This is a genomic window from Enterobacter cloacae complex sp. IR5418, assembly GCF_049238105.1.
Taxonomy (GTDB): Bacteria; Pseudomonadota; Gammaproteobacteria; order Enterobacterales; family Enterobacteriaceae; genus Enterobacter; species Enterobacter hormaechei.
Genome location: NZ_JBMKHS010000001.1, coordinates 220,992 through 246,868 on the forward strand (window position 1 = coordinate 220,992; position 25,877 = coordinate 246,868).

Here is a 25,877-nt window from a genome sequence, read left to right on the forward strand (position 1 = left end):
GGCAAAATGAGTCTGTTTATACTACGCCGTGATGCCCGCTTTGTCGCCCGTCTGCGTTAATGCATGCTGCGCGGCGGCACGCCAAGCCAGTCCATGATCCCCTGCGCGGCATGGCGCCCTTCTGCCATGGCGGTGACCACCAGATCCGCACCGCGTACCGCATCACCGCCAGCAAAAATCTGCGGATTCGAGGTCTGGTAGCGATAACGGCTCTCCACGGACGCTCTGATGCGCCCCCAGTCGTCGGTGTCGACGCCCTGCGCCTGAAGCCACGGCATGGCGTGCGGATTAAACCCAAACGCCATGATCACCGCATCCGCTGGCATCACAAACTCGCTGCCCGCCACCGGGACAGGGCGACGCCGCCCCTGCGCGTCCGGCTCGCCCAGACGGGTGCGCAACATCCGGATGCCGTTGACCTTGCCGTTGGCATCCAGCGTAAGCTCAACCGGCTGAACATTAAATTCGAACGCCGCCCCCTCTTCTTTGGCGTTTTTGACCTCTTTCTTTGAGCCGGGCATGTTGGCCTCGTCCCGCCGGTACGCGCAGGTCACTTTCGCCGCGCCATGTCGCAGCGCGGTGCGCACGCAGTCCATCGCCGTATCCCCCCCGCCCAGCACCACCACGTTTAACCCCTGCGTGTCGATGAACGGCTCGTCTGCGGCGGGTTCAAGGCCCATCACGTTCCGCGTGTTCGCCACTAAAAACGGCAGCGCGTCGTACACGCCAGGGGCGTCTTCGTGAGGAATACCCGCTTTCATGGAACGATAGGTCCCGACACCGATGAACAGGGCATCGTAGTCGTTTTGCAGTTGGGCCATCGACACGTCTTTTCCCACCTCGCAGTTCAGCTCGAAGCGGATGCCCATCGCGCTGAATATCTCTCTGCGCCGCGCTAACAGGGATTTATCCAGCTTGAAAGCCGGAATACCGAAGGTCAGCAACCCGCCGATTTCCGGATGGCGGTCGTAAACCGTCACACCTACGCCACTGCGCACCAGCACGTCGGCGCAGGCCAGCCCTGCCGGACCGGCACCAATGACGGCGACACGCTTACCGACCGGCGTAACGTGGCTGACGTCCGGCGTCCAGCCCATCGCCAGCGCCCGATCCGAGATATACCGTTCGATATTACCGATGGTCGCGGCACCAGAAGCATCACGCAGGGTGCAGGCGCCTTCACATAATCGATCCTGGGGACAGACGCGGCCGGTAATTTCCGGTAAACAGTTGGTCTGGTGAGAAAGCTCAGCCGCACCGGTGATATCCCCCGCCCTGACCCGCTCAATCCACTGCGGAATGTGGTTATGCAGCGGACAGGTCCACTCGCAAATGCTGTGCTCGCCACATTTCAGGCAGCGGGATGCTTCGCGCTGCGCCTGTTCCGGGCGAAACGGCAGGTAGATTTCGTTAAAATGGCAGGCGCGCGCTTCAGGACTGAGCTTATCCGGCTCACCGCGCGCCGGGGTGTTTTGCATCTGCTGCCGTTTGGTTTGCGACGGTACGGACTGGATCGCCTCGCTGTGCCACGGCAGCGCGTCCAGCCTTGCGCTGCGCTGTCGGCGCTGTTTAGTCAGGTTATCCAGTACGGCCGGGGTGGCGAGCGTGAGCACCTCCGCCGGGCAGTTTTCCACGCAGGCGGGGCCTTGCGGCCTTTCCAGACAGAGGTCGCATTTGTGCGCCGAGGCCTTTACGCTGTCGTTTTCCAGTGGGGTGACCAGCATGTCCATCGTGCCAAACGGACAGGCCACCACGCAGGCTTTACAGCCAATGCATTTTTGTTGATTGACCTGTACGCTGTCGCTGTGTTGCGTGATGGCCCCGTTCGGGCAGCTTTGCACACAGGGCGCGTTTTCACAGTGGTGGCAGGTCACTGGGCTTTTTCGCAAGCCAGAGGTAAGGACCGTAATGCGGGGATGAAAATGGCGCTCGCTCAGCACGTGCTGTTCCCCATTGTGCGCCATCACACAGGCGACTTCGCAGGCGCGACAACCGATACACTGCTGAGCATTGGCCATAATAAAACGATTCATAACAACACCTGTTTTTGGTTCAATAACCTTATTCTTTCTATTGTTATCGTATTTACCCACAGCGGCATGGCGACGCAATGTTCAAATGCCCAGGAAGACGAACTATTTCCAGTGAACCTGTGGCAGATCAATTTAATTCAGGAAGCTGATGAGTGACCGTTAAACGCCCCGTATCGGGAAGCCTGGCTCGGGCTTTCTTTTCGATGATTGTCTTGTCCGTTCTGATCAGCGCCATTGCGCTGGTGACACTCGCCAGCAGCCAGCGCGACGCCGAGGCGATTAACATCGCCGGTTCGCTGCGCATGCAGAGCTACCGCCTGGGCTACGAAATGCAGCGCGCCAGCCCGTCGCTGGCCCAGCACCGCGCGGTCTGGCAGAAAACCCTGAGCGCACCTGCGTTGCAGAAGCTCAACCGCTGGTATGTGCCCGAGGACGTCAAACAGCGTTACCAGCAGCTCCACCTTGGCTGGCAGGAGATGGACAAACGCATCGCCAGCGGCGATACCGGGTGGTATCAGCACCACATTGAAGATTTCGTTGGCCGGATAGATGCCTTTGTGCTGGCGCTTCAGTACTACACTGAACATAAAATTCAGCTGGTGATTTTCATGTCGCTGACGGGCGGGCTGGGCATTTTGCTGCTGGCGGTATTCACCCTGCGGCGCATCCGACGTCAGGTTGTGCTGCCGCTGAATAATCTGGTGGCGGCGAGCGAGCGTATCGAACAGGGGCAATTCGACACCCCCGCGCCGGATACCGCGCTGCCCAACGAACTGGGCCAGCTTTCCCGCGCCTTCAACCACATGTCGGCGGAATTGCACACTCTGTATCGCTCCCTTGAGCACTCCGTTGCCGAAAAAACCCGCCACCTGAATGAAGCGCATCAGCAGCTCGAAATGCTGTTCAAATGCTCACAGGCGCTGAATACCGGGCAGATAGACAGCCACTGCTTCCGGCATATTTTGCAGATTGTGCATGACTATACGCAGATGAATTACCTGCAATTGCGCACCAGTGACGACTGGCAGCTGTGCGAAGGACAGGAATCGCCAGGCGAGAAAATGCACAATTTACCGGTGTTAATGCAGGACACGCTGTACGGTGAATTGCGCTGGCAGAGCACGACGGGCGATGTTCCGCTGCCGCTCATGGAAAGCGTGGCGACGATGCTGGGCCGGGGGCTTTATTTCAACCAGGCGCAGAAACATTATCAGCAGTTGCTGCTGATGGAGGAGCGCGCCACCATCGCGCGCGAGCTGCATGATTCGCTGGCGCAGGTGCTCTCCTATTTGCGCATTCAGCTTACGCTGCTCAAGCATGCCGTGCCGGGCGACAATGCTCCGGCGCAGACCATCATCACGGACTTCTCCCGCGAGCTGAATAACGCCTGGCATCAGCTACGCGAGCTGCTCACCACCTTCCGCCTGACGCTCAATCACGCCAATCTACCTGCCGCGCTACAGGAGTCTCTCGACGGACTGCAAAGCCAGACCTGCGCGAAGCTGGTGCTCGACTGCCGTCTCTCGTCGCTGGCGCTGGACGCGCAAAAACAGGTACACCTCTTACAGATTGTGCGTGAGGCGGTGCTGAATGCGATTAAACATGCCGATGCCAGCGAGATCGTGGTCAGCTGCGTCACCACCGCGGACGGCACACACACGGTTACGATCCGCGACAACGGTATTGGTATTGGCGAGGCGAGTGAACCGCCGGGGCATTACGGGCTGAACATCATGCGCGAACGCGCGGGACGGCTCGGCGGGACATTACACTTTTCTCAGCCGCCACAGGGCGGGACACAGGTCAGCGTGACGTTCCGGACGCCTGCGGCGCAGGCTGAAAAATAGCGAGAAAGAAGGCGCGCTGAAAAAAGCGCATGATAATTTACATTATCTCCTTTATTTCTCCACGTTTGACCTGGGCCTTACCGCTAAAGTTAGGCGGACAATAGACAATAACAACGTGCTGCATAACGAGGTCACTTTTTCATGGCGAATTTTTTCATCGATCGCCCCATTTTTGCCTGGGTGCTTGCAATCCTGTTGTGTCTGACGGGTGTCCTGGCGATTACATCACTTCCTGTTGAGCAATACCCCGACCTCGCGCCCCCCAACGTGCGTATCACGGCGAACTACCCTGGCGCCTCGGCACAGACGCTGGAAAACACCGTCACGCAGGTTATCGAGCAGAACATGACCGGTCTCGATAACCTGATGTACATGTCCTCGCAGAGCAGCGCCACGGGCCAGGCGACGGTAACCCTGAGCTTTACGGCGGGCACGGATCCGGATGAAGCGGTGCAGCAGGTGCAAAACCAGCTGCAATCGGCCCTGCGTAAACTGCCTCAGGCGGTGCAGAACCAGGGGGTGACCGTGCGTAAAACCGGTGACACCAATATCCTGACCATCGCGTTTGTTTCAACCGATGGCTCGATGGACAAGCAGGACATCGCGGACTACGTCGCCAGTAATATTCAGGATCCGCTCAGCCGTATTAACGGCGTGGGTGATATCGACGCCTATGGCTCGCAATATTCCATGCGTATCTGGCTGGATCCCAACAAGCTGAACAGCGTGCAGATGACTGCCAAAGACGTCACCGACGCTATCGAGTCGCAGAACGCCCAGATTGCCGTGGGACAGCTGGGCGGTACCCCATCCGTGGATAACCAGGCGCTCAACGCCACCATTAACTCCCAGTCGCTGCTCCAGACGCCTGAACAGTTCCGTAATATCACGCTGCGCGTGAATCAGGACGGTTCGGAAGTGCGTCTGGGTGATGTCGCGACCGTGGAAATGGGGGCGGAAAAATATGACTACCTGAGCCGCTTTAACGGCAATGCCGCCTCCGGGCTGGGGGTGAAACTGGCCTCCGGTGCCAACGAAATGGCGACGGCGCAACGGGTTCTGGACCGCCTGGATGAGCTGTCCCACTATTTCCCGCACGGACTGGAGTACAAAGTCGCTTACGAAACCACCTCGTTCGTTAAGGCCTCCATCGAAGATGTGGTGAAAACCCTGCTCGAAGCCATCGCGCTGGTATTCCTCGTGATGTACCTGTTCCTGCAAAACTTCCGCGCCACGCTGATCCCCACCATTGCGGTGCCGGTGGTGCTGCTGGGCACCTTTGCGGTGCTGTATGCCTTTGGTTACAGCATCAACACCCTGACCATGTTCGCCATGGTGCTCGCCATCGGCCTGCTGGTGGATGATGCCATCGTGGTGGTGGAAAACGTCGAACGCATCATGAGCGAGGAAGGGCTTTCGCCCCGCGAGGCCACGCGCAAATCGATGGGGCAAATTCAGGGTGCGCTGGTCGGTATCGCCATGGTGCTGTCGGCGGTATTTATCCCGATGGCGTTTTTTGGCGGCACCACGGGCGCGATTTATCGCCAGTTCTCGATCACTATCGTCTCTGCGATGGTGCTCTCCGTACTGGTGGCGATGATCCTCACCCCTGCCCTGTGCGCGACGCTGCTGAAACCGCTGCATAAGGGCGAACACCACGGTCAAAAAGGCTTCTTTGGCTGGTTTAACCGCATGTTCAACCGCAATGCGGCACGCTATGAAGCGGGCGTGGGCAAGGTGCTGCACCGCAGTGTGCGCTGGCTGGTGGTTTATGTTCTGCTGCTCGGCGGCATGGTCTTCTTATTCCTGCGACTGCCAACCTCGTTCCTGCCGCTGGAAGATCGCGGCATGTTTATCACCTCTGTACAGTTACCGAGCGGCTCGACCCAACAGCAGACCCTGAAAGTGGTGCAGAAGGTTGAGAACTACTTCCATACCCAGGAGAAAGATAACGTGGTTTCCGTCTTCTCCACCGTCGGCTCTGGCCCTGGCGGTAACGGGCAAAACGTGGCGCGCATGTTTGTGCGCCTGAAAGACTGGGACCAGCGCGACAGCGATACCGGCTCCTCCTTTGCCATCATTGAGCGTGCAACCAAAGCGTTCAACAAAATCAAGGAAGCGCGCGTTTTCGCCAGCAGTCCACCTGCCATCAGCGGGCTGGGCAGCTCAGCCGGGTTTGATATGGAGCTTCAGGATCACGCGGGCGCCGGGCATGATGCGCTAATGGCGGCACGCGATAAACTGCTGGACCTGGCCGGAAAAGATCCGCAGCTCACCCGCGTTCGGCATAACGGTCTGGATGACAGCCCTCAGCTACAGGTGGATATTGACCAGCGTAAAGCGCAGGCGCTGGGCGTCTCCATCGACGACATCAACGACACCCTGCAAACGGCATGGGGCTCAAGCTACGTGAATGACTTTATGGATCGTGGCCGCGTGAAGAAGGTGTACGTTCAGTCTGCTGCCAAATACCGCATGCTGCCGGACGATATCAACCGCTGGTATGTGCGCAATAACACCGGCGGCATGGTACCATTTTCGGCGTTCGCCACGTCACGCTGGGAGACCGGTTCACCGCGTCTTGAGCGCTATAACGGTTATTCGGCGCTGGAGATTGTTGGTGAAGCCGCGCCGGGCGTCAGTACCGGTACCGCAATGGACATTATGGAAAAACTGGTTCAGCAATTGCCGACCGGCTTTGGCCTGGAGTGGACGGCAATGTCCTACCAGGAACGGCTTTCCGGCGCGCAGGCGCCTGCCCTGTATGCCCTTTCGCTGCTGGTGGTGTTCCTCTGCCTGGCGGCGCTGTATGAAAGCTGGTCAGTGCCGTTCTCCGTGATGCTGGTGGTGCCGCTCGGGGTTATCGGCGCGCTGCTGGCAACCTGTATGCGCGGCCTGGAAAACGATGTCTATTTCCAGGTCGGGCTCCTTACCGTCATCGGGCTGTCGGCGAAAAACGCCATTCTGATTGTTGAATTTGCTAATGAGATGAATGCCAAAGGTCACGAACTGATGGCCGCCACGCTGCACGCCTGTCGTCAGCGCCTGCGTCCGATTCTGATGACCTCGCTGGCGTTTGTGTTTGGCGTCCTGCCGATGGCCACCAGCTCCGGCGCTGGCTCCAGCAGCCAGCACGCAGTAGGGACAGGCGTGATGGGGGGAATGATTTCTGCGACGATCCTGGCTATCTATTTCGTACCGCTGTTCTTTGTGCTGGTACGCCGCCGTTTTCCGCTGAAGGATAAGCCGGAATAAGCCGTTGAAATAAAAAAAGGCGGCTTTACAGGCCGCCTTTTTATTGTGTGATTCTTTCACACTATGGTTATTTTAGTTAATTAAGTGCTCTTGCATTTCTTACAGGAAATTCATTTACGAAGCATGCCTTCGATAAAATCTTTCCAGTTCCCCAGTTCACGTTCAATCATAACAACCTCTCTTATTATTATGCGCATTCTACGAAAACGTATCATCATTGTGAAGCCACTTTAACCGATTGCTGTGATTGCGCCCCGCTGTACTGGTAGGTTTATGATCACTATGAGCGTTGCCGGGTAAATTTTATGTGACCTACAGCAATATTTTGAAATAGTCAGAAAAATGACAGCATTTTTAATTTCCTCCTGAGTTTATTGGCTATTTTATCAGGCTGGACAACTATGCTTAAAAGATGAAAGACTATTCAGCTTACAACTGTTCGTTGAATTATGGAGAATTGTAAATCCCGAAAAATTCCGAATGTGATATATTCCACTTAAGGATATATCTTCGAAAATATTGAACATTTAATCCACAAATGCACAAAAGGATTCACTATGGTTGTGATGTACGGCATTAAGAATTGCGACACGATCAAAAAAGCCCGCCGCTGGCTTGAAGCACACAATATCGACTATCGCTTCCACGATTACCGAGCCGACGGGCTTGACCCCGCGTTTCTCCATTCCGCCATCAACGAACTGGGCTGGGAAGCGCTGTTGAATACCCGCGGGACCACCTGGCGAAAACTGGATGAATCTCTCCGGGCCACGATCAACGACGCCGACAGCGCAGCCAGACTGATGCTTGAAATGCCGGCAATCATCAAACGCCCATTGCTCTGCAAGCCAGGTCAGCCTATGCTGCTGGGTTTCAGTGAAACCCTTTATTCAGATTTATTCGTTGAGGTGTAGTCTATGTCATGCCCGGTCATTGAGCTGACTCAGCAGCTTATTCGCCGTCCTTCCCTTAGCCCGGACGACGCAGGTTGTCAGGCATTAATGATTGAGCGCCTGCGTGCCATCGGTTTTACCGTAGAGCACATGGATTTTGGCGATACGCAGAACTTCTGGGCATGGCGCGGTCAGGGGGAGACGCTGGCGTTTGCCGGACATACCGACGTGGTTCCCGCAGGCGATGCAGACCGCTGGATCAACCCGCCTTTTGAGCCGACCATTCGCGACGGCATGCTTTTCGGACGCGGCGCTGCGGACATGAAAGGTTCCCTGGCTGCAATGGTCGTGGCGGCAGAGCGTTTCGTTGCACAGCATCCGAACCATAAAAATCGTCTTGCGTTCTTAATCACCTCCGATGAAGAAGCCAGCGCCCACAACGGCACCGTGAAGGTCGTTGAGGCGCTGATGGCGCGCAACGAACGTCTGGACTACTGTCTGGTGGGCGAACCGTCCAGCACTGAAGTGGTGGGCGATGTGGTGAAAAATGGCCGCCGCGGGTCCCTGACCTGCAATTTGACCATTCATGGCGTGCAGGGTCACGTAGCCTATCCGCACCTGGCGGATAACCCGGTACATCGCGCCGCACCAATGCTGAACGAACTGGTCGGCATTGAATGGGATAAAGGCAACGAATTTTTCCCACCAACCAGCATGCAGATTGCCAACATCAAGGCTGGCACCGGCAGCAACAACGTCATTCCCGGCGATCTCTTCGTCCAGTTTAACTTCCGCTTCAGCACCGAACTGACCGACGAGATGATCAAAGCGCGCGTGATTGCACTGCTGGAGAAATATCAGCTGCGGTATACCATCGACTGGTGGCTGTCTGGCCAGCCGTTCCTGACGCAGCGCGGTAAACTGGTGGATGCGGTGGTGAACGCCATTGCGCACTATAATGAGATTAAGCCACAGCTGCTGACAACGGGCGGCACGTCTGACGGACGCTTTATTGCCCGCATGGGCGCACAGGTTGTCGAACTGGGTCCGGTTAACGCGACGATTCACAAAATCAATGAGTGTGTGAACGCTGCCGATTTACAACTGCTGGCCCGCATGTATCAACGTATTATAGAGCAGCTCGTCGCCTGACGGGTGCTTACAGAGGATTAGCGAATGGACTGGCTTTCAAAGTACTGGTGGATTCTGGTGTTGGTGTTTCTGGTAGGCGTGCTGCTTAACGTGATTAAAGATCTCAAGCGCGTTGACCATAAAAAGTTCCTTGCCAACAAACCGGATCTTCCACCGCACCGTGATTTTAACGACAAGTGGGACGATGAAGACGACTGGCCGAAGAAGGACCAGAAGAAGTAGTTGTGCACACCCCTCATCCTGACCCTCTCCCCAGAGGGGAGAGGGAACAAATCCCCCCTCGCCCCTTTGGGGAGAGGGGCCGGGGGTGAGGGGAAATGTTCACATAAACTCTACAATATCATCATCATTCGGCTTACCGCCGCTGAGCGCTTCATCAAAGTAGTGCTTCGGTACGGTATAGCGCAGATGATCGAGCGCAAACTGCATGCTGCGATCGTCAATGGCATGCCCCAGATCGTCCACGATATCCAGCGTTACATCCCCGCCTTCACGCGTCAGCGCGTCCTGGGCAGCAACCGCATGCGAAAGCTCAATGACCCGATCCTCACCCCCATGAATGAGATGGATGGTGGTCTGGGTCGTCGCGCTTTGCGGTAACGTCGCGAAACGCCCGTTAAAAGCAATCACGCGGGACACCAGCCCGGGCTGCGCTTTTACGCTTTCCAGCGACATGATTGACCCCTGCGAGAAGCCAATCAGCGCCGTCGCGTCGGCCCCTACGCCGCTCTGCTGCTGCCAGTAACGCACGGTATCGATAAACGCAGGCATAACGGCATCAATACGCGCCTGACGGTTCTCCTCCGTCACGCCTTCGACGGAGAACCACTGGCGCCCGTTCGGACCGCACGGCTCCACGCCACCGATGCTGACGATAAGTGCTTGCGGGAAAACGGGTGCAAACCAGCTGCCAATCTGTCCCATATTGACGGCATTGTCGCCCACGCCATGAAACAGAAGCAGTAACTGTTTAGCCGGTGTATCCGGACTTTGCACAACAAAATGGTCATGTTTCATGGCGATCTCCTTAATTGATGAGCAGGATTTTACGCCTCTGCGGGGTAATGACCATGCCACTTTACTGAAGAAGTCATTGAAAAAATTGCCATTGCAAAATGTCGGCTTTCAACTGGCGGGAACGGGGATAATCAAGCCTTTCAAGCGCGTGTGCAGTGTCTTCCCGCAGCTTCGCCAGCAACGCTTTCCGCCCGAAATCGTGCGTATTCCCTTCCATTTTCCCGCGCAGCGCCGGGAGAGGCATATCCACGGCTGACAACAACCGCGTCAGCGCCGCAACCGAGGTTGAAAAGGCCCGGTGTGCGAAGGCAAACCCCGCCAGCTCCAGCCAGTCGTCACTATTAAGGGTAGCTTCCCACGCATCCGTCACCGGGATCTTTTCACCATTCCAGGCCGACAGGATGCGCATATCACGACATAAACGCTGATGCGCCTGTTCGCAAAGCTCATGCCCCGCCTCGCTCAGCGGCAGCAACGCCATCGCCGTATAGCACCCGCTGCTGGCTTCCCGGTGGCTGCCCATTCGCACCAGCACAAAACCGCACTGCTGCCAGAAACGCCACAGTTCGTCGGTGTAGCCAAAGCTGACCGAGAGGTAATCTTCACCGCTGGCGCTGCGGATCAGCCGCTGGCCGATGCCTTCCCGTTGACGATGGGGATGAACCGCAATGCGGCTGACGCGTCGGCCTTTCAGCGTCGCCGCGAGAGGCGATCCGCCGTGCGCCGCCAGCGACTGCGCCACCAGATTTCCACGTGGCCGACGAAAGCCCGCCCACACCGCGCGGCTAAGTTGAGGGGTAAGTCCCCCCTCCTCTACCAGCCAGAGCGCGCCCGCGATATCCACACCCGCGTGTGCAACTGCAAAATGCTGGCCGGGGGCGTCCATCATCCGGCGTAAATCGAGGGGTGAGGTGCGGTAGTGCGCGGCACACAGCAGCTCATACACCCTTGCCACGCGCGCCGGATCGCTCTCCCACATCTCAGGCGCCAGCGACGTTAACCGCACCTCTCCTTCCGGTTTGTGATCGAGCAGCGCATCGTCGAACAGCAGCGCGTTCGCCACTATCCGCTCAAGCGGACATCCGGCAGCCCAGCGAATGGGAGTGGATAAGGTATATCGCCGCAGCCCGCTGAAACGGGCGCAAAACTTCAGCAGAAATCCCCTGCCTGTGCCCTCATAACCCTGAACCGTGGTGGTCAGCAACACGCGGGGAAAGCGCGACGCCAGCTTCTCAAGCAGCGGGCCGGGGATGGCGGCCGCCTCATCGACAATCAGCCAGTCGGCTTCTGGTGTGGAGGCCAGCAGCGCATCAGGGGCCATATAGTGAAACTGTTCCCCGGCAAAACGCGCGATGACATCCGTCGCCCCTTTTGCCGGTGCCGTCACTACTGCACTCCCCTGAATGCCGTTGAGCAACATGCCCGCCAGGGCGGACTTTCCGCGTCCGCGCGGCGCCGTGACGGCGGCCACGCCCGCAGGCATGGTCAGAAGGGCGTCGAGGATCTCAGCCTGCTCGCGCTGCGGCTCGCCACTGGCAGGCTGCCAGGCAGGTAAATTCGGCGTAACGGGAAGGGTAAGAGGACGATGTTGATGCCAGACGATGGCATCCGCATCGGCGGCAAGCGTCCGGCAAAAATGGTGAACAAAGTGGGGGGTGGCGATCGGCTCGGCGCTGTCGCTCCAGCGCACCGAATCGCCGTCGGGCTTCGCGGCCCAGTCAGCGAGCGGCGGCACCAGCAGCACCAGAAGACTTCCGGCACGCAGGGTCCCGCTGAGGGCGGCGAAGGCCGAGACGTCAAACCCGCGACGCGCGTCAAAAACGGCGTGCAGGTATTCACGTCCCAGCAGGCCGCTGATGGCCTTGGAGGGGTTTTCCTCCAGCCACAGCCAGTCTCCGGGTAACGTATTTCGCAGGATAATCGCCTGGCTTAACGTCCACGGTTCATCGCCGCTGAGCACCACCAGCCGACGGTGCCCGGTACGCTGAAGCTGGTTAACCAGCTGTTCAAACCCCTGCATCACATAGCTTTGCCGAAGGTATTACACTGTGACGGATTGCCGCTGTCGAAGCCACGCTTAAACCAGCTATAGCGCTGCTCTGAGGTGCCATGCGTGAAACTGTCCGGCACAACGCGCCCCTGGCTCTGCTGTTGCAGGCGATCGTCACCAATCGCCTGCGCGGCATTCAGGGCCTCTTCCAGATCGCCTGTTTCCAGTACGCCCTGCTGCTGCATGCTGTGTCCCCAGACGCCAGCGAAGCAGTCGGCCTGAAGCTCCATGCGTACGGACAGACGATTCACCTCCGCCTGAGAAGCATTCTGCTGCATCTGGCGCACTTTTGGCTCAATGCCGAGCAGCTTCTGCACGTGGTGGCCGACTTCATGCGCGATCACGTAGCCCTGGGCAAAATCGCCGTCAGCGCCCAGCTTGCTTTTCATGTCGTCATAGAAGGAGAGATCGATATAGACGGTGCTGTCCGCCGGGCAGTAGAACGGCCCCATAACAGACTGCCCGGTGCCGCAGCCGGTGCGGGTTGCGCCACGGTACATCACCAGTTTTGGCGGCTGATAAGTCTGCCCCATTTTCTCGAACTGCTGACCCCAGGTATCTTCGGTCGTCGCGAGAATAACGGACGTAAATTTCGCCGCTTCATCTTCATTCGGGCTGATGGAGCGCTGAGAATACTGCTGCTGTTGCCCGGTTTCACCGCTCATCAAACCGGTCAGGTCGACGCCGTAGTAGCCCGCCACCAGTACGACGACCAGCAGAATAATACCGCCCTTGCCGCTGGGTAGACGAAAACCAGGCCCGCCCATAGACGGACCACCGCCACCACTGCTGCGTCTGTCTTCTACGTTGTCACTTTCACGACGCCCTTGCCAGCGCATAAACACCTCGAACTATTCCATTTATAATAGCTATGATCGTAGGCGGTTAATGAAAGGATTACCATAGTAAACAAGGATAAGACGCCAAAGGATGCCAACATCCTTTGGCAAATGCGCAGTTTAGTCGAGCTTAACGCCTAAACGGTGAGCAACCGCTTCGTACGCTTCGACCACCCCACCCAGGCTCTGGCGGAAACGGTCTTTATCCATTTTATCCAGCGTCTCTTTGTCCCACAGGCGGCTGCCGTCCGGCGAGAACTCGTCGCCCAGCACCACTTCGCCTTTGTACAGGCCGAACTCCAGCTTGAAATCGACCAGGATCAGGCCCGCGTCATCAAACAGCTTTTTCAGCACATCGTTGGCTTTGTAGGTCAGTTCCTGCATGCGCGCCAGGTTCTCTTTGCTTACCCAGCCGAAGGTTTCGCAGTAGGATTCGTTGACCATCGGGTCATGCATGGCGTCGTTTTTCAGGAACAGATCGAACAGCGGTGGATTCAGTTCGATACCCTCTTCAATGCCCAGACGCTTCACCAGGGAGCCTGCGGCACGGTTACGGATCACGCACTCAACCGGCACCATATCCAGTTTTTTTACCAGACATTCCGTATCGGACAACAACGCTTCCATCTGAGTCGGGATACCGGCGTCGGCCAGTTTGGTCATAATGAAGTGGTTGAACTTGTTGTTCACCATGCCCTTACGATCGAACTGCTCAATGCGTGCGCCGTCTCCTGCTGACGTATCATTGCGGAATTCGAGCACCAACAGGTCCGGGTTTTCCGTGCTGTATACGGTTTTCGCTTTGCCACGATACAACTCAGCTTGCTTCTGCATCTTCATTACTCCTGGTGTGATGATTTGTATTCAAAACTGGCCATATTATGCCACGCACACGTTTGCGTGGCACGAAAATAAAAAGGGCGGGATTAACCCGCCCTCGCATTTATTTGCTGAATGCGGCCTGGAAGGCAGCGACCAGCGCATCGTTCTGCGCCTGGGTCAGCGTGTGTCCTTTCGGATCGATAAATTGCAGGCTACTGCGGTTATCGAGGTCGCCAACCTGGATTTTGTAGTCACCGGAAGGCAGCTGTGGATCGCTTGCCCCCAGCTCCTGCCAGGCGCTATCAGACAGCGGCTTATAGGTCGCTGTGATGCTGCCCGTTGAACGGGTGCTGTCGGTCACCTTCATGCCCACTTTTTCAAGCGTAGCTGGCAGACGCTGCCAGGTCTGGTTAAACGGCGCACGCACCACCAGCATTGGCAGGCCGGTATCGTCTGCACCGCTCTGCACGTCAAACGTAGAACCGTTACGGTTCTGCGCGGCGTTTGCGGCATCGGTGGCGTTCTTATCCAGACCCGCTGCAATCACGTTCAGCATTTCGGTGCTGTAGCGCTGCATGGCGGCCGGATCGGCAACAGGTTTACCCGCCTGCTCAAGATTCAACAGCTTAACGGTAACCGCCTGCTGATAACCCTGCGGCTTAACGGAGACTTGATAACGACCACGATACTGCTGGTCTTCATCGAGACGGTTCCACTCAATCCAGTCGGTGGTTAAGGTCTGGCTGGCGTCGTCGCGTTTATCAATCGTATAGTTTTTCGACTGAATGACGCTCACAACCTGCGGCCACAGCGTGGTACCGCGTGCGCTTTCCACCAGCAGAGAGGCGGTATCACCGGTGAACTGGGTACGCGCACCGCTCACCAGCGCCAGAGGCTGAGCTGGCGGACGAATATCGAGCGCTTTACCCACCAGGCCGCTGCCGTTCGTAACCGGAATATTATAATCACCGTTCTGGATCGGCAGGATCATGCCGGCAGGCGCGTGAAGTTCAGCAAGCGGCGGCGCATCCAGATAGGATTCATCACCGCTCACCTGGCGCTTGTAGCGCGAGTCTGAACTACAGGCAGCGAGGAGCATAACAAGCGAAACACCCGCAACCTTCGCCAGGCGCGACTTCTGTACTGAATAAGCCATCAAATCTCCCTAAACTTTACAGCAAACCGGCATGCTTCAGCGCGCCAGCGACAATTTCACGACCGTGGTCGGTAATCGGTGTCATTGGCAGACGCAGCGTGTCGGTTGCTACAAGCCCCAACTCCTTACATGCCCATTTCACTGGGATCGGATTGGGTTCGACAAATAATTTATTGTGCAACGGCATCAGACGCTGATTAATCACGCGAGCTTCATCAAAGTGACCGGCTGCGGCCAGTTTGCACATGTCAGCCATATCGCGCGCCGCCACGTTCGCCGTCACGGAAATCACGCCGTTACCGCCGAGCTGCATAAAGTCCAGCGCGGTCGCATCATCACCGCTCAACAGGATAAAGTCGTCTGAAACCAGCTCTTTGATCTGATGAACGCGGCTTAAGTTCCCTGTCGCCTCTTTAATCCCGATAATATTTTTTACTTTCGAGAGACGGCCAACGGTTTCCGGCAGCATATCGCAACCGGTACGGGACGGCACATTATACAGAATTTGTGGCAAGTCAGTATGTTCAGCGATGGCTTTGAAATGCTGGAACAAACCTTCCTGGGTAGGACGGTTGTAGTAAGGGGTCACCGTCAGACAGCCAACGATGCCGCTGTCGTTAAAACGCTGAGTCAGGCTAATCGCCTCTGCCGTTGCGTTTGCGCCCGTACCCGCGATGACTGGAATACGCCCGTCAGCCAGCTCAAGGGTCAGCATCACAACGTCGCCGTGCTCTTCGTGGCTCAGCGTTGCGGATTCACCGGTAGTCCCTACCGAAACGATCGCCGAGGTTCCGTTGGCGACATGGTAATCAATGAGCTTCTTCATGCTTGACCGGCAGACATTACCTTTTTCATCCATCGGTGTAACAAGCGCGACAATACTTCCCGTGAACATGAGCCATCCTCTGTGCGAACAAGAGCCTCAATGTTACGTTTGGAACTGTAATAAAAGCAAGCGACCTGAGGCTCTCAGGCGGTTGTATGCATGTTTTTTTTATGCTTTCCTTAGGAAGACTTAACCACGCAAAGGAAGAACAGGTTTGACAACCTCATCACAACATTACCTGGTTATCACTGCGCTGGGTGCTGACAGGCCGGGTATCGTGAATACTATCACTCGCCACGTGAGCAGTTGCGGCTGCAACATCGAAGACAGCCGGCTGGCTATGCTTGGCGAAGAGTTCACGTTTATTATGCTGCTTTCCGGAACATGGAATGCCATTACCCTCATCGAATCTACCCTGCCGCTGAAAGGCGCAGAGCTGGATTTACTGATTGTGATGAAGCGCACCACCGCGCGTCCGCGTCCGGCTCTGCCTGCCACGGTCTGGGTACAGGTTGAAGTGCCTGATTCACCTCATCTGATTGAACGTTTTACGGCGCTGTTTGACAGCCATCAGATGAACATTGCCGAACTGGTTTCCCGCACGCAGCCGGGCGATGAGAACGCAATCCCGACGCTGTTTATACAAATTACCGCACACAGCCCTGCCTCGCAGGATGCGTCAAATATCGAGCAAGCGTTCAAAGCCCTCTGTACAGAATTACACGCGCAAGGCAGTATAAGCGTCGTCGATTATTCGCAGCACGAACAGGATGGAGTTGAGTAATGAACCCACTGAAAGCCGGTGATATCGCACCGAAATTTAGCTTACCGGATCAAGACGGCGAGCAAGTAAATTTGACCGACTTCCAGGGACAGCGTGTTCTGGTCTATTTCTACCCGAAAGCCATGACCCCGGGCTGTACCGTACAGGCCTGCGGTTTACGCGACAACATGGATGAGTTGAAAAAGGTCGGCGTGGAAGTGCTGGGCATCAGCACCGATAAGCCAGAGAAGCTGTCACGTTTTGCGGAAAAAGAGCTGCTGAACTTCACGCTGCTTTCCGATGAAGACCACCAGGTTTGCGAGCAGTTTGGCGTCTGGGGTGAGAAGTCCTTTATGGGCAAAACGTACGACGGTATTCACCGCATCAGCTTCCTGATTGGCGCTGACGGTAAAGTTGAGCACGTGTTTGATGAATTCAAAACCAGCAACCACCACGACGTGGTGTTGAACTGGCTGAAAGAGAACGCGTGATAATTTTAGTGCCGGGTGGCGCTGCGCTTACCCGGCCTACATTCCGCGTGTAGGTCGGGTAAGGCGAAGCCGCCACCCGACTACAACGACTTCTCTTCCACCGCCGGCACATCCGGCCACGCATGCACCACGGCTTTAATCAGCGTCGCCAGCGGAATGGCGAAGAACACGCCCCAGAATCCCCACAGCCCGCCGAAAATCACTACCGATAAGATAATCACCAGCGGATGCAGGTTAACTGCTTCGGAGAACAGCACCGGCACCAGCAGGTTTCCGTCCAGTCCCTGAATAATCAGGTATACGGCGAAACAGCTCCAGAATTCCGTACCCAGACCAAACTGGAACAGCGCCACCCCCACCACCGGAATGGTCACCACAAACGCGCCGATGTACGGGATCAGAACCGAGAATCCGACCAGTACCGCCAGCAGCAGCGAATAATTCAGCCCGAAGATCACGAAACCAACCCAGGTCGCCACGCCCACCACAATCATCTCCAGCACTTTACCGCGAATGTAGTTGGTGATCTGCTGGTTCATCTCCTGCCAGACCTGCCCGGCGAGACCGCGATTGCGCGGCAGCACGCGGCGCACCGCGTTCAGCATCTGCTCTTTATCTTTGACCAGGAAGAACACCATTAGCGGCACGAGCACCAGATACACCGCCAGGGTCAGCAACCCCACCAGCGAAGCCAGAGAGTATTTCACCACCGAGTCGCCCATCGTCATGATGCGGGCGCGCATGTTTTCGGCCATCGCATCAATGATCCCCGCGTCCATCAGCGCAGGATAGCGGCGCGGCAGCGTGGCGGCAAAATCAGACAGTTTATTCAGCATGCCGGGCATATCGCGGATCAGGTAGATCCCCTGTTGCCAGGCAACAGGCAGCACCACGAAGGACATCAGCAGCAGAATACCGACAAACAGCACCAGCACAATGCTGGTCGCCCAGCGGCGTGAACAGCCGATATGTTCCAGACGCGCGGTGGGCCACTCCAGCAGATACGCCAGCACAATCGCCACCAGCAGCGGTGCCAGGAGGCCACTAAAGAAGAACAGAATACCGAATCCGGCAACCAGAATGACCAGCAAAGCAATGGCTTCCGGGTCGCTAAACCGACGCCGATACCACTGCATTAACATTTCGAGCATACAACCCTTCCCTGAATCGAATGGCGGGAGTGAGACGGTGAATTGTATCTAACTGTCACAAAAAAGACTTTCCTTTTTGTATCACTGTCAGGTTTCGCAAAACCCTGATGAATGGGATTTTCTTCATCTCTTAACACGGCTACACTCGCAGAGCAGCGGAGATGAACGTTATGCGGGTTCATCGGTCAAATTAGCACATCCAAAATACAGGACAGTGGTTATGTTCAGGCAGTTGAGAAAAACACTGGTTGCGACACTGATTGCCGCCGTGACGGTGGGTCAGGTGTTGCCCGCTTTCGCTGACTCGTCCGATTCATTGCCGGACATGGGCACTACGGCAGGAAGCACGCTCTCCATCGGCCAGGAGATGCAGATGGGGGATTATTACGTACGCCAGCTCCGCGGCAGTGCTCCGCTGATCAACGACCCATTGCTGGTGCAGTACATCAACGGTCTCGGAATGCGACTGGTGGCGCACGCAGACTCGGTAAAAACGCCCTTCCACTTCTATTTAATCAATAACGACGAAATCAACGCCTTCGCCTTCTTTGGCGGGAACGTGGTGCTGCATTCGGCGTTGTTCCGTTATTCCGATAACGAAAGCCAGCTGGCGTCCGTCATGGCGCACGAAATTTCGCACGTCACCCAGCGCCATCTGGCGCGTGCGATGGAAGATCAGAAGCGTAACGCCCCCCTGACCTGGGTGGGCGCGCTCGGCTCTATTCTTTTAGCGATGGCCAGCCCGCAGGCCGGGATGGCGGCACTGACCGGGACGCTGGCAGGAACGCGTCAGGGGATGATCAGCTTCACCCAGCAGAACGAGCAGGAAGCAGACCGCATCGGCATTCAGGTTTTACAGCGCTCCGGCTTTGACCCGCAGGCCATGCCGAGCTTCCTGGAAAAACTGCTCGACCAGGCACGCTACTCGTCGCGCCCGCCTGAAATTCTGTTGACCCACCCGCTGCCGGAAAGCCGTCTCTCGGATGCGCGTAACCGTGCCAACCAGATGCGTCCGGTGGTCGTGCAGTCTTCGCAGGATTTCTACATGGCCAAAGTGAGAACGCTTGGCATGTACAACTCCGGACGTAATCAGCTCACCAGCGATCTACTGGACGCGCTGGCGAAAGGCAACGTGCGCGAGAAGAACGCGGCGCAGTATGGTCAGGCGCTCCAGGCGATGGAGGCCAGCAAGTACGATGAAGCGCGTAAAGCGCTGCAACCGCTGCTGGCGTCGGCGCCTGACAATCCATGGTATCTCGACCTCGCCACCGATATCGATCTGGGACAGAAAAAAGCGACCGATGCGATCAACCGCCTGAAAGGGGCGAAAGACATTCGCAATAATCCGGTATTGCAGCTTAACCTGGCGAACGCCTACTTACAGGGCGGCCAGCCCGGTGAGGCGGTGACCATTCTTAACCGCTACACCTTTAACAATAAAGACGATCAGAACGGCTGGGAGCTGCTCGCCCAGGCCCAGGGGCAACTGGGTAACCGCGATCAGGAGCTGGCCGCGCGTGCGGAAGGTCTGGCGCTGGCGGGTCGCCTCGATCAGGCCATTTCCCTGTTGAGCAGCGCCAGTTCGCAGGTGAAGCTCGGCAGCCTGCAACAGGCCCGCTACGATGCGCGAATTGACCAGTTGCGCGGCCTGCAACAACGCTTTAAGCCGTACGAGAAGATGTAATCAAGGAGAAGTCATGACAGACGCGGTAAAAATTTACCATAACCCTCGCTGCTCCAAGAGCCGCGAGACGCTGAATCTGCTGAAGTCTAACGGCATCGAGCCGGAAGTGGTGCTGTATCTGGAGACGCCGCCGGACGCGCAGACGATCCGCCAGCTGCTGAAGATGCTGAACATGGACAGCGCGCGCGAACTGATGCGTCAGAAAGAAGATCTGTATAAGTCGCTCAATCTGAACGATACCAGTCTTACAGAAGATCGGCTGATTCAGGCGATGGTCGACAATCCAAAGCTGATTGAGCGCCCGATTGTAGTGGCGAACGGCAAGGCGCGTATCGGTCGTCCGCCGGAAGACGTGCTCAAGATCGTCTAATCATTACGCCGCAGCGCTTCCAGAAACGCCTGCGGCGTACTCTCCCCCAGTTTTTTCTGTGCTTTTCCGCTGTTATAAAACTCGCACAGCTGGATCAACAGCTCTCCCGCCGGTTCACTATTGAGCCGGGGAATGATGTCGCGTAACGGCGGGGCAACCTGCACGGCCAGGTTTTGCTGCGGATGCACTTTTACGCTGACGTTGTGCCCCGGCAGCGTCACCGCCAGCCCAAAAGTCTCAACAGATTGAATATCAGCCGGACACGCTTCCAGCACCTCGTTTGTCCAGTGGGTCAATAGCTGCGGCGATACACCGGCATAAAGTCGGGCGTAGCACCAGCCGCTGACGGGTTCACGCGCCCAGAGCAGGTGTTGCTCCCCACCGTCGTCCATATGCAGCGACAGCGGCAGATGATGCAGGAACAGCTTCTGCGGCACGATACCACCCTTCAGCGCCTTTTTGCCCTGCAACGACGCGCCCTTTTGTTTTGCCGCAGCCGGTTTGAGGTAGCGGTTCAGGGTCGCGCGGGAAACGGCGATCCCGAGTCCGTCATTCACTAACAGCAGCAGTTCATCCAGCGGTGCCCCGGTGATATCCCGCAGGGCATTTATCAGTGCCGCCTGCTCCTGTCTCAATGCTTTGTGTATCACTTTTGGCGTAGTGTGGTTATCCGAAACCTGGTCGCGGTTGCGCCAGCGCCTGACGGTAGTCACCGAGATCCCCAGCTCAAGCGCAAGCTCTCTGTCGCTTTTATCTGACTGCTGTAGATAGCGGCGGATACGCGGCGTGGTGGTGGCGTTGGCATGCAGTTTGATTTCCATCGCATAACTCTCCGAAACCAATATTATGAGATTTATTGTGCAACAGCGAACGCTTTGTGACCGATTTCACCTTTCGCTCGCCACGCTTCACTGATAATCCACAGACATAACATAAACAACACCTCTCAATCTTGTACGGAGTTCACAATGAACAATGTTCTGGGATTTCTTGAAGCAAAACTGATGCCGCTGGCGGCGAAAACGGCCCAGCAGCGTCATCTTGGGGCCATTCGTGGGGCCTACGTTTCATTCATGCCGTTTATCATCGTCGGCTCTATACTGCTGGTGATCTCCTCCTTCCCTAACCAGGCCTATCAGCAGTTTATGTCTCATGCCTTTGGTGAGAGCTGGAGCGCGATTATTGAAATTCCGTTCAACGCGGTGTTCTCCACCATGTCGCTGTTTATCAGCTTCCTGGTGGCCTACCGCCTGGCCGAGCATTATGGTGAAGACCGCATCTCCTGCGGCATCCTGGCGCTGGTCGCGTTTCTGATCCTCACGCCCTTTATCAAAGTGGCGGAAAACGGCGGCATTACCGTCATTCCGGTGGAGTGGATTGGCAGCAAAGGACTGTTCGTGGCGATGATCGGCTCGCTGCTGTGGACGGAACTGTTCTGCTGGCTGAAGCGCAAAAAGCTGGTCATCAAAATGCCGGACGGCGTGCCTCCTGCGGTGCAGGAGTCCTTCGCGGCGCTGATCCCGGCCCTGCTGGTGATGATTCTGGTGCTGGGCATCCGCATCATCTTCGAAAACACCCACTACAACACCATCCATCAGTTTATCTATGAGGTGGTCGCCACGCCGGTGCGCCACTACGGCACCTCTTATTTCGGTGCGCTGATGACCGTATTCAGCATCACCATTCTGTGGTCAGTGGGCATTAACTCCGGTTCGATGATCAACGGCATTATTCGTCCGCTGTGGATGGAAAACCAGACCGACAACATTGCCGCGATTCAGGCGGGAACGACACCGCCGCACATCATTACCGAACAGTTTTTTGACATGATCTGGATGGGCGGCGCGGGCGCCACGCTGTCGCTGGTGATAGCGATGCTGATTTTCGCCCGCAGCAAAAACATGCGCGAAGTGGCGCGCCTCGGCGCCGGGGCCTCAGTATTTAACATCAACGAGCCGATTCTGTTTGGCCTGCCGGTGATCATGAACCCGATCATGCTCATCCCGTTCAACCTGGTGCCGCTGGTGCTGGTTACCGTGCAGTACGCGGCGATGAAAATTGGCACGGTTGCCGTCACCACCGGGGTGTTTATCCCCTGGACGCTGCCACCGGTTATCAGCGGCTTTATCGTCACCGGACACCTGAGCGGCAGCGTGATGCAGCTTATCAACCTGCTGATTGGCGCCATGCTGTACCTGCCTTTCATGCGTATCGTGGATAAACAGTACCGCGCCGCGGAACTGACTCCCGCTACGCAACCCGACACCACCCTTGCAAAACAGGAGTAAAGCATGTGGGGAATTATCGCTACCTGGCGAATGGCGCTTGAAGGCGTAACGGAGTCCGCGTCTGCCCTGGCGGCAGGGAAACCGGTCGCGACGGCGGTTGTCGATGCCGTCGCTGCCGTGGAGGACTTTCCGCTGTATAAATCCGTCGGTTACGGCGGCCTGCCGACCGAGAACGGCGAGGTGGAGCTGGACGCGGCCTTTATGGACGGCGACACGCTGGCGTTCGGCGCCGTGGGCAATCTGGTGGATATCGCCAACCCGGTGCGCGTGGCGCACGCGCTTAGCCGTCAGCGCTATAACAGCCTGCTGGTCGGCCAGGGCGCGCGCGAATGGGCGCTGAGCCAGGGCTTTGCCGACAAAACCATGCTCACTGACCGCGCCATGCAGCATTACCGCAAGCGCTGCCGCGAGACGCTGGATAAAGGGTTAAGCCCCTACGACGGACATGACACCGTCGGCATCATCGGCCTCGATAAACAGGGTTCGATGAGTGTCGCCACCTCCACCAGCGGTCTGTTTATGAAAAAACGCGGTCGCCTCGGTGACTCCCCCATCATCGGCTCCGGCTTTTACTGCGACAGCGAAACCGGCGCGGCCACCGCCACGGGCGTCGGCGAAGATTTGATGAAAGGCTGCACTAGCTACGAAATCGTTCGCCGGATGGCGCAGGGTATGTCGCCGCAGCAGGCGGCGGATTCGGTGGTGTTCGAGCTTGAAGACAAGCTGATGTCGCGCTTTGGTCGCGCGGGCGATCTCTCCGTGGTGTGCATGAACAACAAGGGCGAGTTCGGCGCCGCGACCAACATCAAAACCTTCTCGTTTGTGGTAGCGACGGATCGTCAGCCTCTCACGGTTTATCATACCGAACGTCTGCGGGAGAAAACGCACTATCACGCGGTAGATGATGAGTGGATGCAGGCCTATGCCGCGCGGATCCGTGCGCCGATTGAGGAGTCATGATGATCACGTATCAGTTTATCAACGCGCTTTCAGACGCGAAGCCGCAATGCCATTTTATCGCATCCGCCTCCTGTACGCTTTTGCCTGAAACAGCGCTCGTCGCCGAGATGCGCGCGTCTGACGGCATTGCAGACACGCGCTTTGGCTGCGCGCCATTTGGCCGCCTCACTCTGCTGCCGGATGCGCTCTGGCATGACGCCCTGACCGAAGGGTTGCTCACCGCCCTGCGACCGCTGCTTGCCACCCCCACCAGCGCCGAACTCGTGCTGGACGTGACGGATATCGACGATGTGGTGCTGGCGCAGGTACTGCGTTTTCTCTTTAATCAGGCGCACAGGCTCAGTGACCTTAAGCTGAAGAAAACGGACGAAGCGGTGCGTCTTACGGGCATCACCGCCCTCTGCCTGCCGGAACAGCAGGCGAAGCTGGAAACAATCTTCCGCCAGCAGCAGGCTGTCGCCCACGGCATGGTCGCGGCGCGACGTCTGGCGGATACGCCGTCTGACCGCTGCACGCCGCAGTTTGTCGTCGAAGAGGCGCAAAAACTGTGTGCCGCCTTCCCTGCCCTGCGGTGTGACGTACTGGATGAAACGCAAATCATTGAGCAAGGGCTTGGGTTGCTGCACGCCGTCGGCAAAGGGGCGACCTGCCCGCCGCGGCTGCTGGCTATTCATTATGAGGGTGCCCACGACGGCCCGGTACGCTGCTACGTGGGTAAAGGCATTACCTTTGATACCGGCGGCCTGTGGCTGAAAGATGGCGCAGGCATGTACACCATGAAATACGACATGTGCGGTGCGGCCAACGTGCTGGGGCTGATGCTGACCGTGGCAGAGCTGAAATTACCCGTGCGCATTATGGGCGTGCTGGCGCTGGCGGAAAACGCCATCGGCCCGGACGCCATGCAGCCCGGCACGGTGGCGACGGCCTGCAACGGCACCACCGTTGAAATCAACAATACCGATGCCGAAGGTCGGCTGGTGCTGGCGGACGCCATCGCCTGGGCCAGTAAACGGCATCCCCAGGCGCGCTATATCATTGATATGGCGACCTTAACCGGTGCAGTGGTGAAAGCGCTGGGCTATGCGCTAAGCGGATTAATGACCCAGGATGAACCGCTGCGCGCGGCGCTGACGCAGGCGGGAAAACAGAGCGGTGACGAGGTGTGGTCCCTGCCGCTGGACGCCCGGCTGAAAAAGCAGACCGACAGCGCCATCGCCGATCTGTGCAACACGCCGACCAACAACGCGGCAATCAGCGCCTCGGCGGCTTGGCTGCTGCATCACTTTTGCCCGCCGACAATCTCGTGGGCGCATCTGGATATCAGCGGCACGGCGCTGTGGCGAGAAAATGGACGGAGCGTGGCGTCGGGAAGACCGATTCCACTTTTGGTGGAGCACTTGTTGGGGGATCTTTAGCCGGGTGGCGGCTGCGCCTTACCCGGCCTACAAGGTATGACGGGTTTTCGTAGGCCCGGTAAGCGCAGCGCCACCGGGCAAAAAACTCAAAGCTTAAGAATATCTTTCACAAACGGAATGGTCAGCTTGCGCTGGGCGGTGATGGAGGCACGATCGAGCTGATCGAGGGTATCAAAGAGCGTGCGCATTTCGCGGTCCAGCCGTTTCAGCAGGAAACGGCCCACGTCTTCCGGCAGCTCGAAGCCGCGCAGTCTTGCCCGCAGCTGAAGCGCCTGAAGTTTGTCTTCATCCGACAGCGGTTGCAGCTTGTAGATTTGTCCCCAGTCCAGACGAGACGCCAGATCCGGCAGACCAAGATTGAGCTGGCGCGGCGGACGATCGCCGGTGATCAGCAGCCGGGTTTTGCCCGACTCCAGAATGCGGTTGTAGAGGTTAAAGATTGCCATTTCCCACGGCTCATCCCCCGCCACGCATTCAATATTATCGATGCAGACCAGGGAGAGATGTTCCATGCCCTCCAGCACCTCAGGCACAAACCAGGTGCGTTTATCCAGCGGCACATAGCCTACCGCGTCACCGCGGGCCGAAAGCTCCGCACAGGCGGCATGCAGCAGGTGGCTGCGCCCCGCGCCTTCGCGTGACCAGATATAAATGTATCCGCTGTGTTCCTGGCGCAGCACGTTTTGCAGTGCAGCCAGTAAAGAGGGGTTATCACCCGGCCAGAAACTCGCGAAAGTTTCGTCGTCAGGGAGATAAAGTGGCAGAGAGAGCTGTGCCGGTCCGTTCAGAAATACCTCAACCAGAGATCTTACGTAAAATCGGAATGGAGTTTAACACGGAACCTGCCAGGAGAGAACCGGGC

At 57.3% G+C, this 25,877-nt stretch carries 24 protein-coding genes; 13 read left to right on the forward strand and 11 right to left on the reverse strand.

The annotated features are described in order from the left end of the window. Positions 1–56 precede the first annotated feature (56 nt). Entirely contained in the window at positions 57–2,033 is a 1,977-nt protein-coding gene (gene aegA, locus ACOTX7_RS01035; RefSeq protein ID WP_221813371.1) for a formate-dependent uric acid utilization protein AegA, read from the reverse strand. Between aegA and ACOTX7_RS01040 the strand changes: the two genes are divergently transcribed. From ACOTX7_RS01040 to acrD, 3 genes are all read left to right on the forward strand, one after another. Then, positions 1,917–2,189: a hypothetical protein gene (locus tag ACOTX7_RS01040; protein ID WP_032673988.1), complete on the forward strand. Its 273-nt coding sequence runs from the start codon at positions 1,917–1,919 to the stop codon at positions 2,187–2,189. The genes aegA and ACOTX7_RS01040 overlap by 117 nt on opposite strands. Then, positions 2,186–3,880 (forward strand): nitrate/nitrite two-component system sensor histidine kinase NarQ, encoded by a 1,695-nt coding sequence (gene narQ, locus ACOTX7_RS01045; RefSeq protein WP_221256307.1) that lies wholly within the window; start codon positions 2,186–2,188, stop codon positions 3,878–3,880. The genes ACOTX7_RS01040 and narQ overlap by 4 nt, the downstream gene beginning before the upstream one ends. A 141-nt stretch (positions 3,881–4,021) precedes the next feature. Then, entirely contained in the window at positions 4,022–7,135 is a 3,114-nt protein-coding gene (acrD, locus tag ACOTX7_RS01050) for a multidrug efflux RND transporter permease AcrD (protein WP_221256308.1), read from the forward strand. 110 nt (positions 7,136–7,245) lie between these two features. Here the strand turns inward: acrD and ypfM are convergent, their stop codons facing one another. Further along, on the reverse strand, positions 7,246–7,305 hold the full coding sequence (ypfM, locus tag ACOTX7_RS01055; protein ID WP_015572204.1) for a protein YpfM: 60 nt from the start codon (positions 7,303–7,305) through the stop codon (positions 7,246–7,248). 387 nt (positions 7,306–7,692) lie between these two features. On the opposite strand from ypfM, the gene ACOTX7_RS01060 reads away from it, so the two are divergent. The 3 genes from ACOTX7_RS01060 to ACOTX7_RS01070 are packed head-to-tail and all read left to right on the forward strand — an operon-like array spanning position 7,693 to position 9,402. Then, a complete protein-coding gene (locus tag ACOTX7_RS01060; protein WP_006811475.1) occupies positions 7,693–8,049 on the forward strand; it encodes an ArsC family reductase in 357 nt (118 codons plus the stop codon). 3 nt (positions 8,050–8,052) lie between these two features. Continuing rightward, on the forward strand, positions 8,053–9,180 hold the full coding sequence (gene dapE / locus ACOTX7_RS01065; protein ID WP_421626039.1) for a succinyl-diaminopimelate desuccinylase: 1,128 nt from the start codon (positions 8,053–8,055) through the stop codon (positions 9,178–9,180). A 24-nt stretch (positions 9,181–9,204) separates the two neighbouring features. Beyond that, a complete protein-coding gene (locus tag ACOTX7_RS01070; RefSeq protein WP_000383991.1) occupies positions 9,205–9,402 on the forward strand; it encodes a YpfN family protein in 198 nt (65 codons plus the stop codon). Positions 9,403–9,501: 99 nt separating this feature from the next. On the opposite strand, the gene ypfH is transcribed toward ACOTX7_RS01070, so the two are convergent. The 6 genes from ypfH to dapA form a co-directional block, all read right to left on the reverse strand. Continuing rightward, positions 9,502–10,197 (reverse strand): esterase, encoded by a 696-nt coding sequence (gene ypfH / locus ACOTX7_RS01075; protein ID WP_047353656.1) that lies wholly within the window; start codon positions 10,195–10,197, stop codon positions 9,502–9,504. A 73-nt stretch (positions 10,198–10,270) separates the two neighbouring features. Next, positions 10,271–12,217, reverse strand: a complete 1,947-nt coding sequence (locus ACOTX7_RS01080; RefSeq protein WP_221256309.1) for a tRNA(Met) cytidine acetyltransferase TmcA — start codon at positions 12,215–12,217, stop codon at positions 10,271–10,273. Then, a complete protein-coding gene (locus tag ACOTX7_RS01085) occupies positions 12,217–13,086 on the reverse strand; it encodes a neutral zinc metallopeptidase (protein ID WP_221813369.1) in 870 nt (289 codons plus the stop codon). Before ACOTX7_RS01085 ends, ACOTX7_RS01080 begins: the two co-directional genes overlap by 1 nt. A 120-nt stretch (positions 13,087–13,206) precedes the next feature. Further along, positions 13,207–13,920 carry a phosphoribosylaminoimidazolesuccinocarboxamide synthase gene (gene purC, locus ACOTX7_RS01090; protein WP_221256311.1) on the reverse strand — a complete coding sequence of 238 codons (714 nt, stop codon included), beginning with the start codon at positions 13,918–13,920 and terminating at the stop codon, positions 13,207–13,209. A 109-nt stretch (positions 13,921–14,029) separates the two neighbouring features. Further along, entirely contained in the window at positions 14,030–15,064 is a 1,035-nt protein-coding gene (gene bamC, locus ACOTX7_RS01095) for an outer membrane protein assembly factor BamC (RefSeq protein WP_006811481.1), read from the reverse strand. A 16-nt stretch (positions 15,065–15,080) separates the two neighbouring features. Then, entirely contained in the window at positions 15,081–15,959 is an 879-nt protein-coding gene (gene dapA / locus ACOTX7_RS01100; RefSeq protein ID WP_003860542.1) for a 4-hydroxy-tetrahydrodipicolinate synthase, read from the reverse strand. Between the two features lie 145 nt (positions 15,960–16,104). Between dapA and ACOTX7_RS01105 the strand changes: the two genes are divergently transcribed. After that, positions 16,105–16,674 carry a glycine cleavage system transcriptional repressor gene (locus tag ACOTX7_RS01105; protein ID WP_000213743.1) on the forward strand — a complete coding sequence of 190 codons (570 nt, stop codon included), beginning with the start codon at positions 16,105–16,107 and terminating at the stop codon, positions 16,672–16,674. After that, positions 16,674–17,144, forward strand: a complete 471-nt coding sequence (gene bcp / locus ACOTX7_RS01110) for a thioredoxin-dependent thiol peroxidase (protein ID WP_221256312.1) — start codon at positions 16,674–16,676, stop codon at positions 17,142–17,144. Before ACOTX7_RS01105 ends, bcp begins: the two co-directional genes overlap by 1 nt. A gap of 80 nt (positions 17,145–17,224) precedes the next feature. On the opposite strand, the gene ACOTX7_RS01115 is transcribed toward bcp, so the two are convergent. Then, positions 17,225–18,295, reverse strand: coding sequence for an AI-2E family transporter (locus ACOTX7_RS01115; RefSeq protein WP_047353659.1), 1,071 nt, complete (start codon positions 18,293–18,295; stop codon positions 17,225–17,227). A 220-nt stretch (positions 18,296–18,515) separates the two neighbouring features. Between ACOTX7_RS01115 and bepA the strand changes: the two genes are divergently transcribed. Together bepA and arsC are read left to right on the forward strand one after the other, a co-directional pair. Further along, positions 18,516–19,979: a beta-barrel assembly-enhancing protease gene (bepA, locus tag ACOTX7_RS01120; protein ID WP_003860547.1), complete on the forward strand. Its 1,464-nt coding sequence runs from the start codon at positions 18,516–18,518 to the stop codon at positions 19,977–19,979. Between the two features lie 13 nt (positions 19,980–19,992). Continuing rightward, the gene (arsC, locus tag ACOTX7_RS01125; protein ID WP_047353661.1) at positions 19,993–20,349 is read left to right on the forward strand and encodes an arsenate reductase (glutaredoxin); all 357 of its coding nucleotides are present in this window, start codon (positions 19,993–19,995) and stop codon (positions 20,347–20,349) included. On the opposite strand, the gene ACOTX7_RS01130 is transcribed toward arsC, so the two are convergent. After that, entirely contained in the window at positions 20,346–21,170 is an 825-nt protein-coding gene (locus ACOTX7_RS01130; protein WP_421626040.1) for an XRE family transcriptional regulator, read from the reverse strand. The two genes, arsC and ACOTX7_RS01130, sit on opposite strands and share 4 nt — an antisense overlap. A 147-nt stretch (positions 21,171–21,317) precedes the next feature. Between ACOTX7_RS01130 and celB the strand changes: the two genes are divergently transcribed. The 3 genes from celB to ACOTX7_RS01145 are packed head-to-tail and all read left to right on the forward strand — an operon-like array spanning position 21,318 to position 25,015. Then, entirely contained in the window at positions 21,318–22,637 is a 1,320-nt protein-coding gene (gene celB / locus ACOTX7_RS01135; protein WP_221256313.1) for a PTS cellobiose transporter subunit IIC, read from the forward strand. Positions 22,638–22,640: 3 nt separating this feature from the next. Then, positions 22,641–23,597: a N(4)-(beta-N-acetylglucosaminyl)-L-asparaginase gene (locus tag ACOTX7_RS01140; protein WP_221256314.1), complete on the forward strand. Its 957-nt coding sequence runs from the start codon at positions 22,641–22,643 to the stop codon at positions 23,595–23,597. Then, on the forward strand, positions 23,597–25,015 hold the full coding sequence (locus ACOTX7_RS01145) for a leucyl aminopeptidase family protein (protein ID WP_221813379.1): 1,419 nt from the start codon (positions 23,597–23,599) through the stop codon (positions 25,013–25,015). The genes ACOTX7_RS01140 and ACOTX7_RS01145 overlap by 1 nt, the downstream gene beginning before the upstream one ends. 86 nt (positions 25,016–25,101) lie before the next feature. Here the strand turns inward: ACOTX7_RS01145 and ACOTX7_RS01150 are convergent, their stop codons facing one another. Beyond that, positions 25,102–25,803 carry a DnaA inactivator Hda gene (locus ACOTX7_RS01150; RefSeq protein ID WP_211482948.1) on the reverse strand — a complete coding sequence of 234 codons (702 nt, stop codon included), beginning with the start codon at positions 25,801–25,803 and terminating at the stop codon, positions 25,102–25,104. Positions 25,804–25,877: the final 74 nt, after the last annotated feature.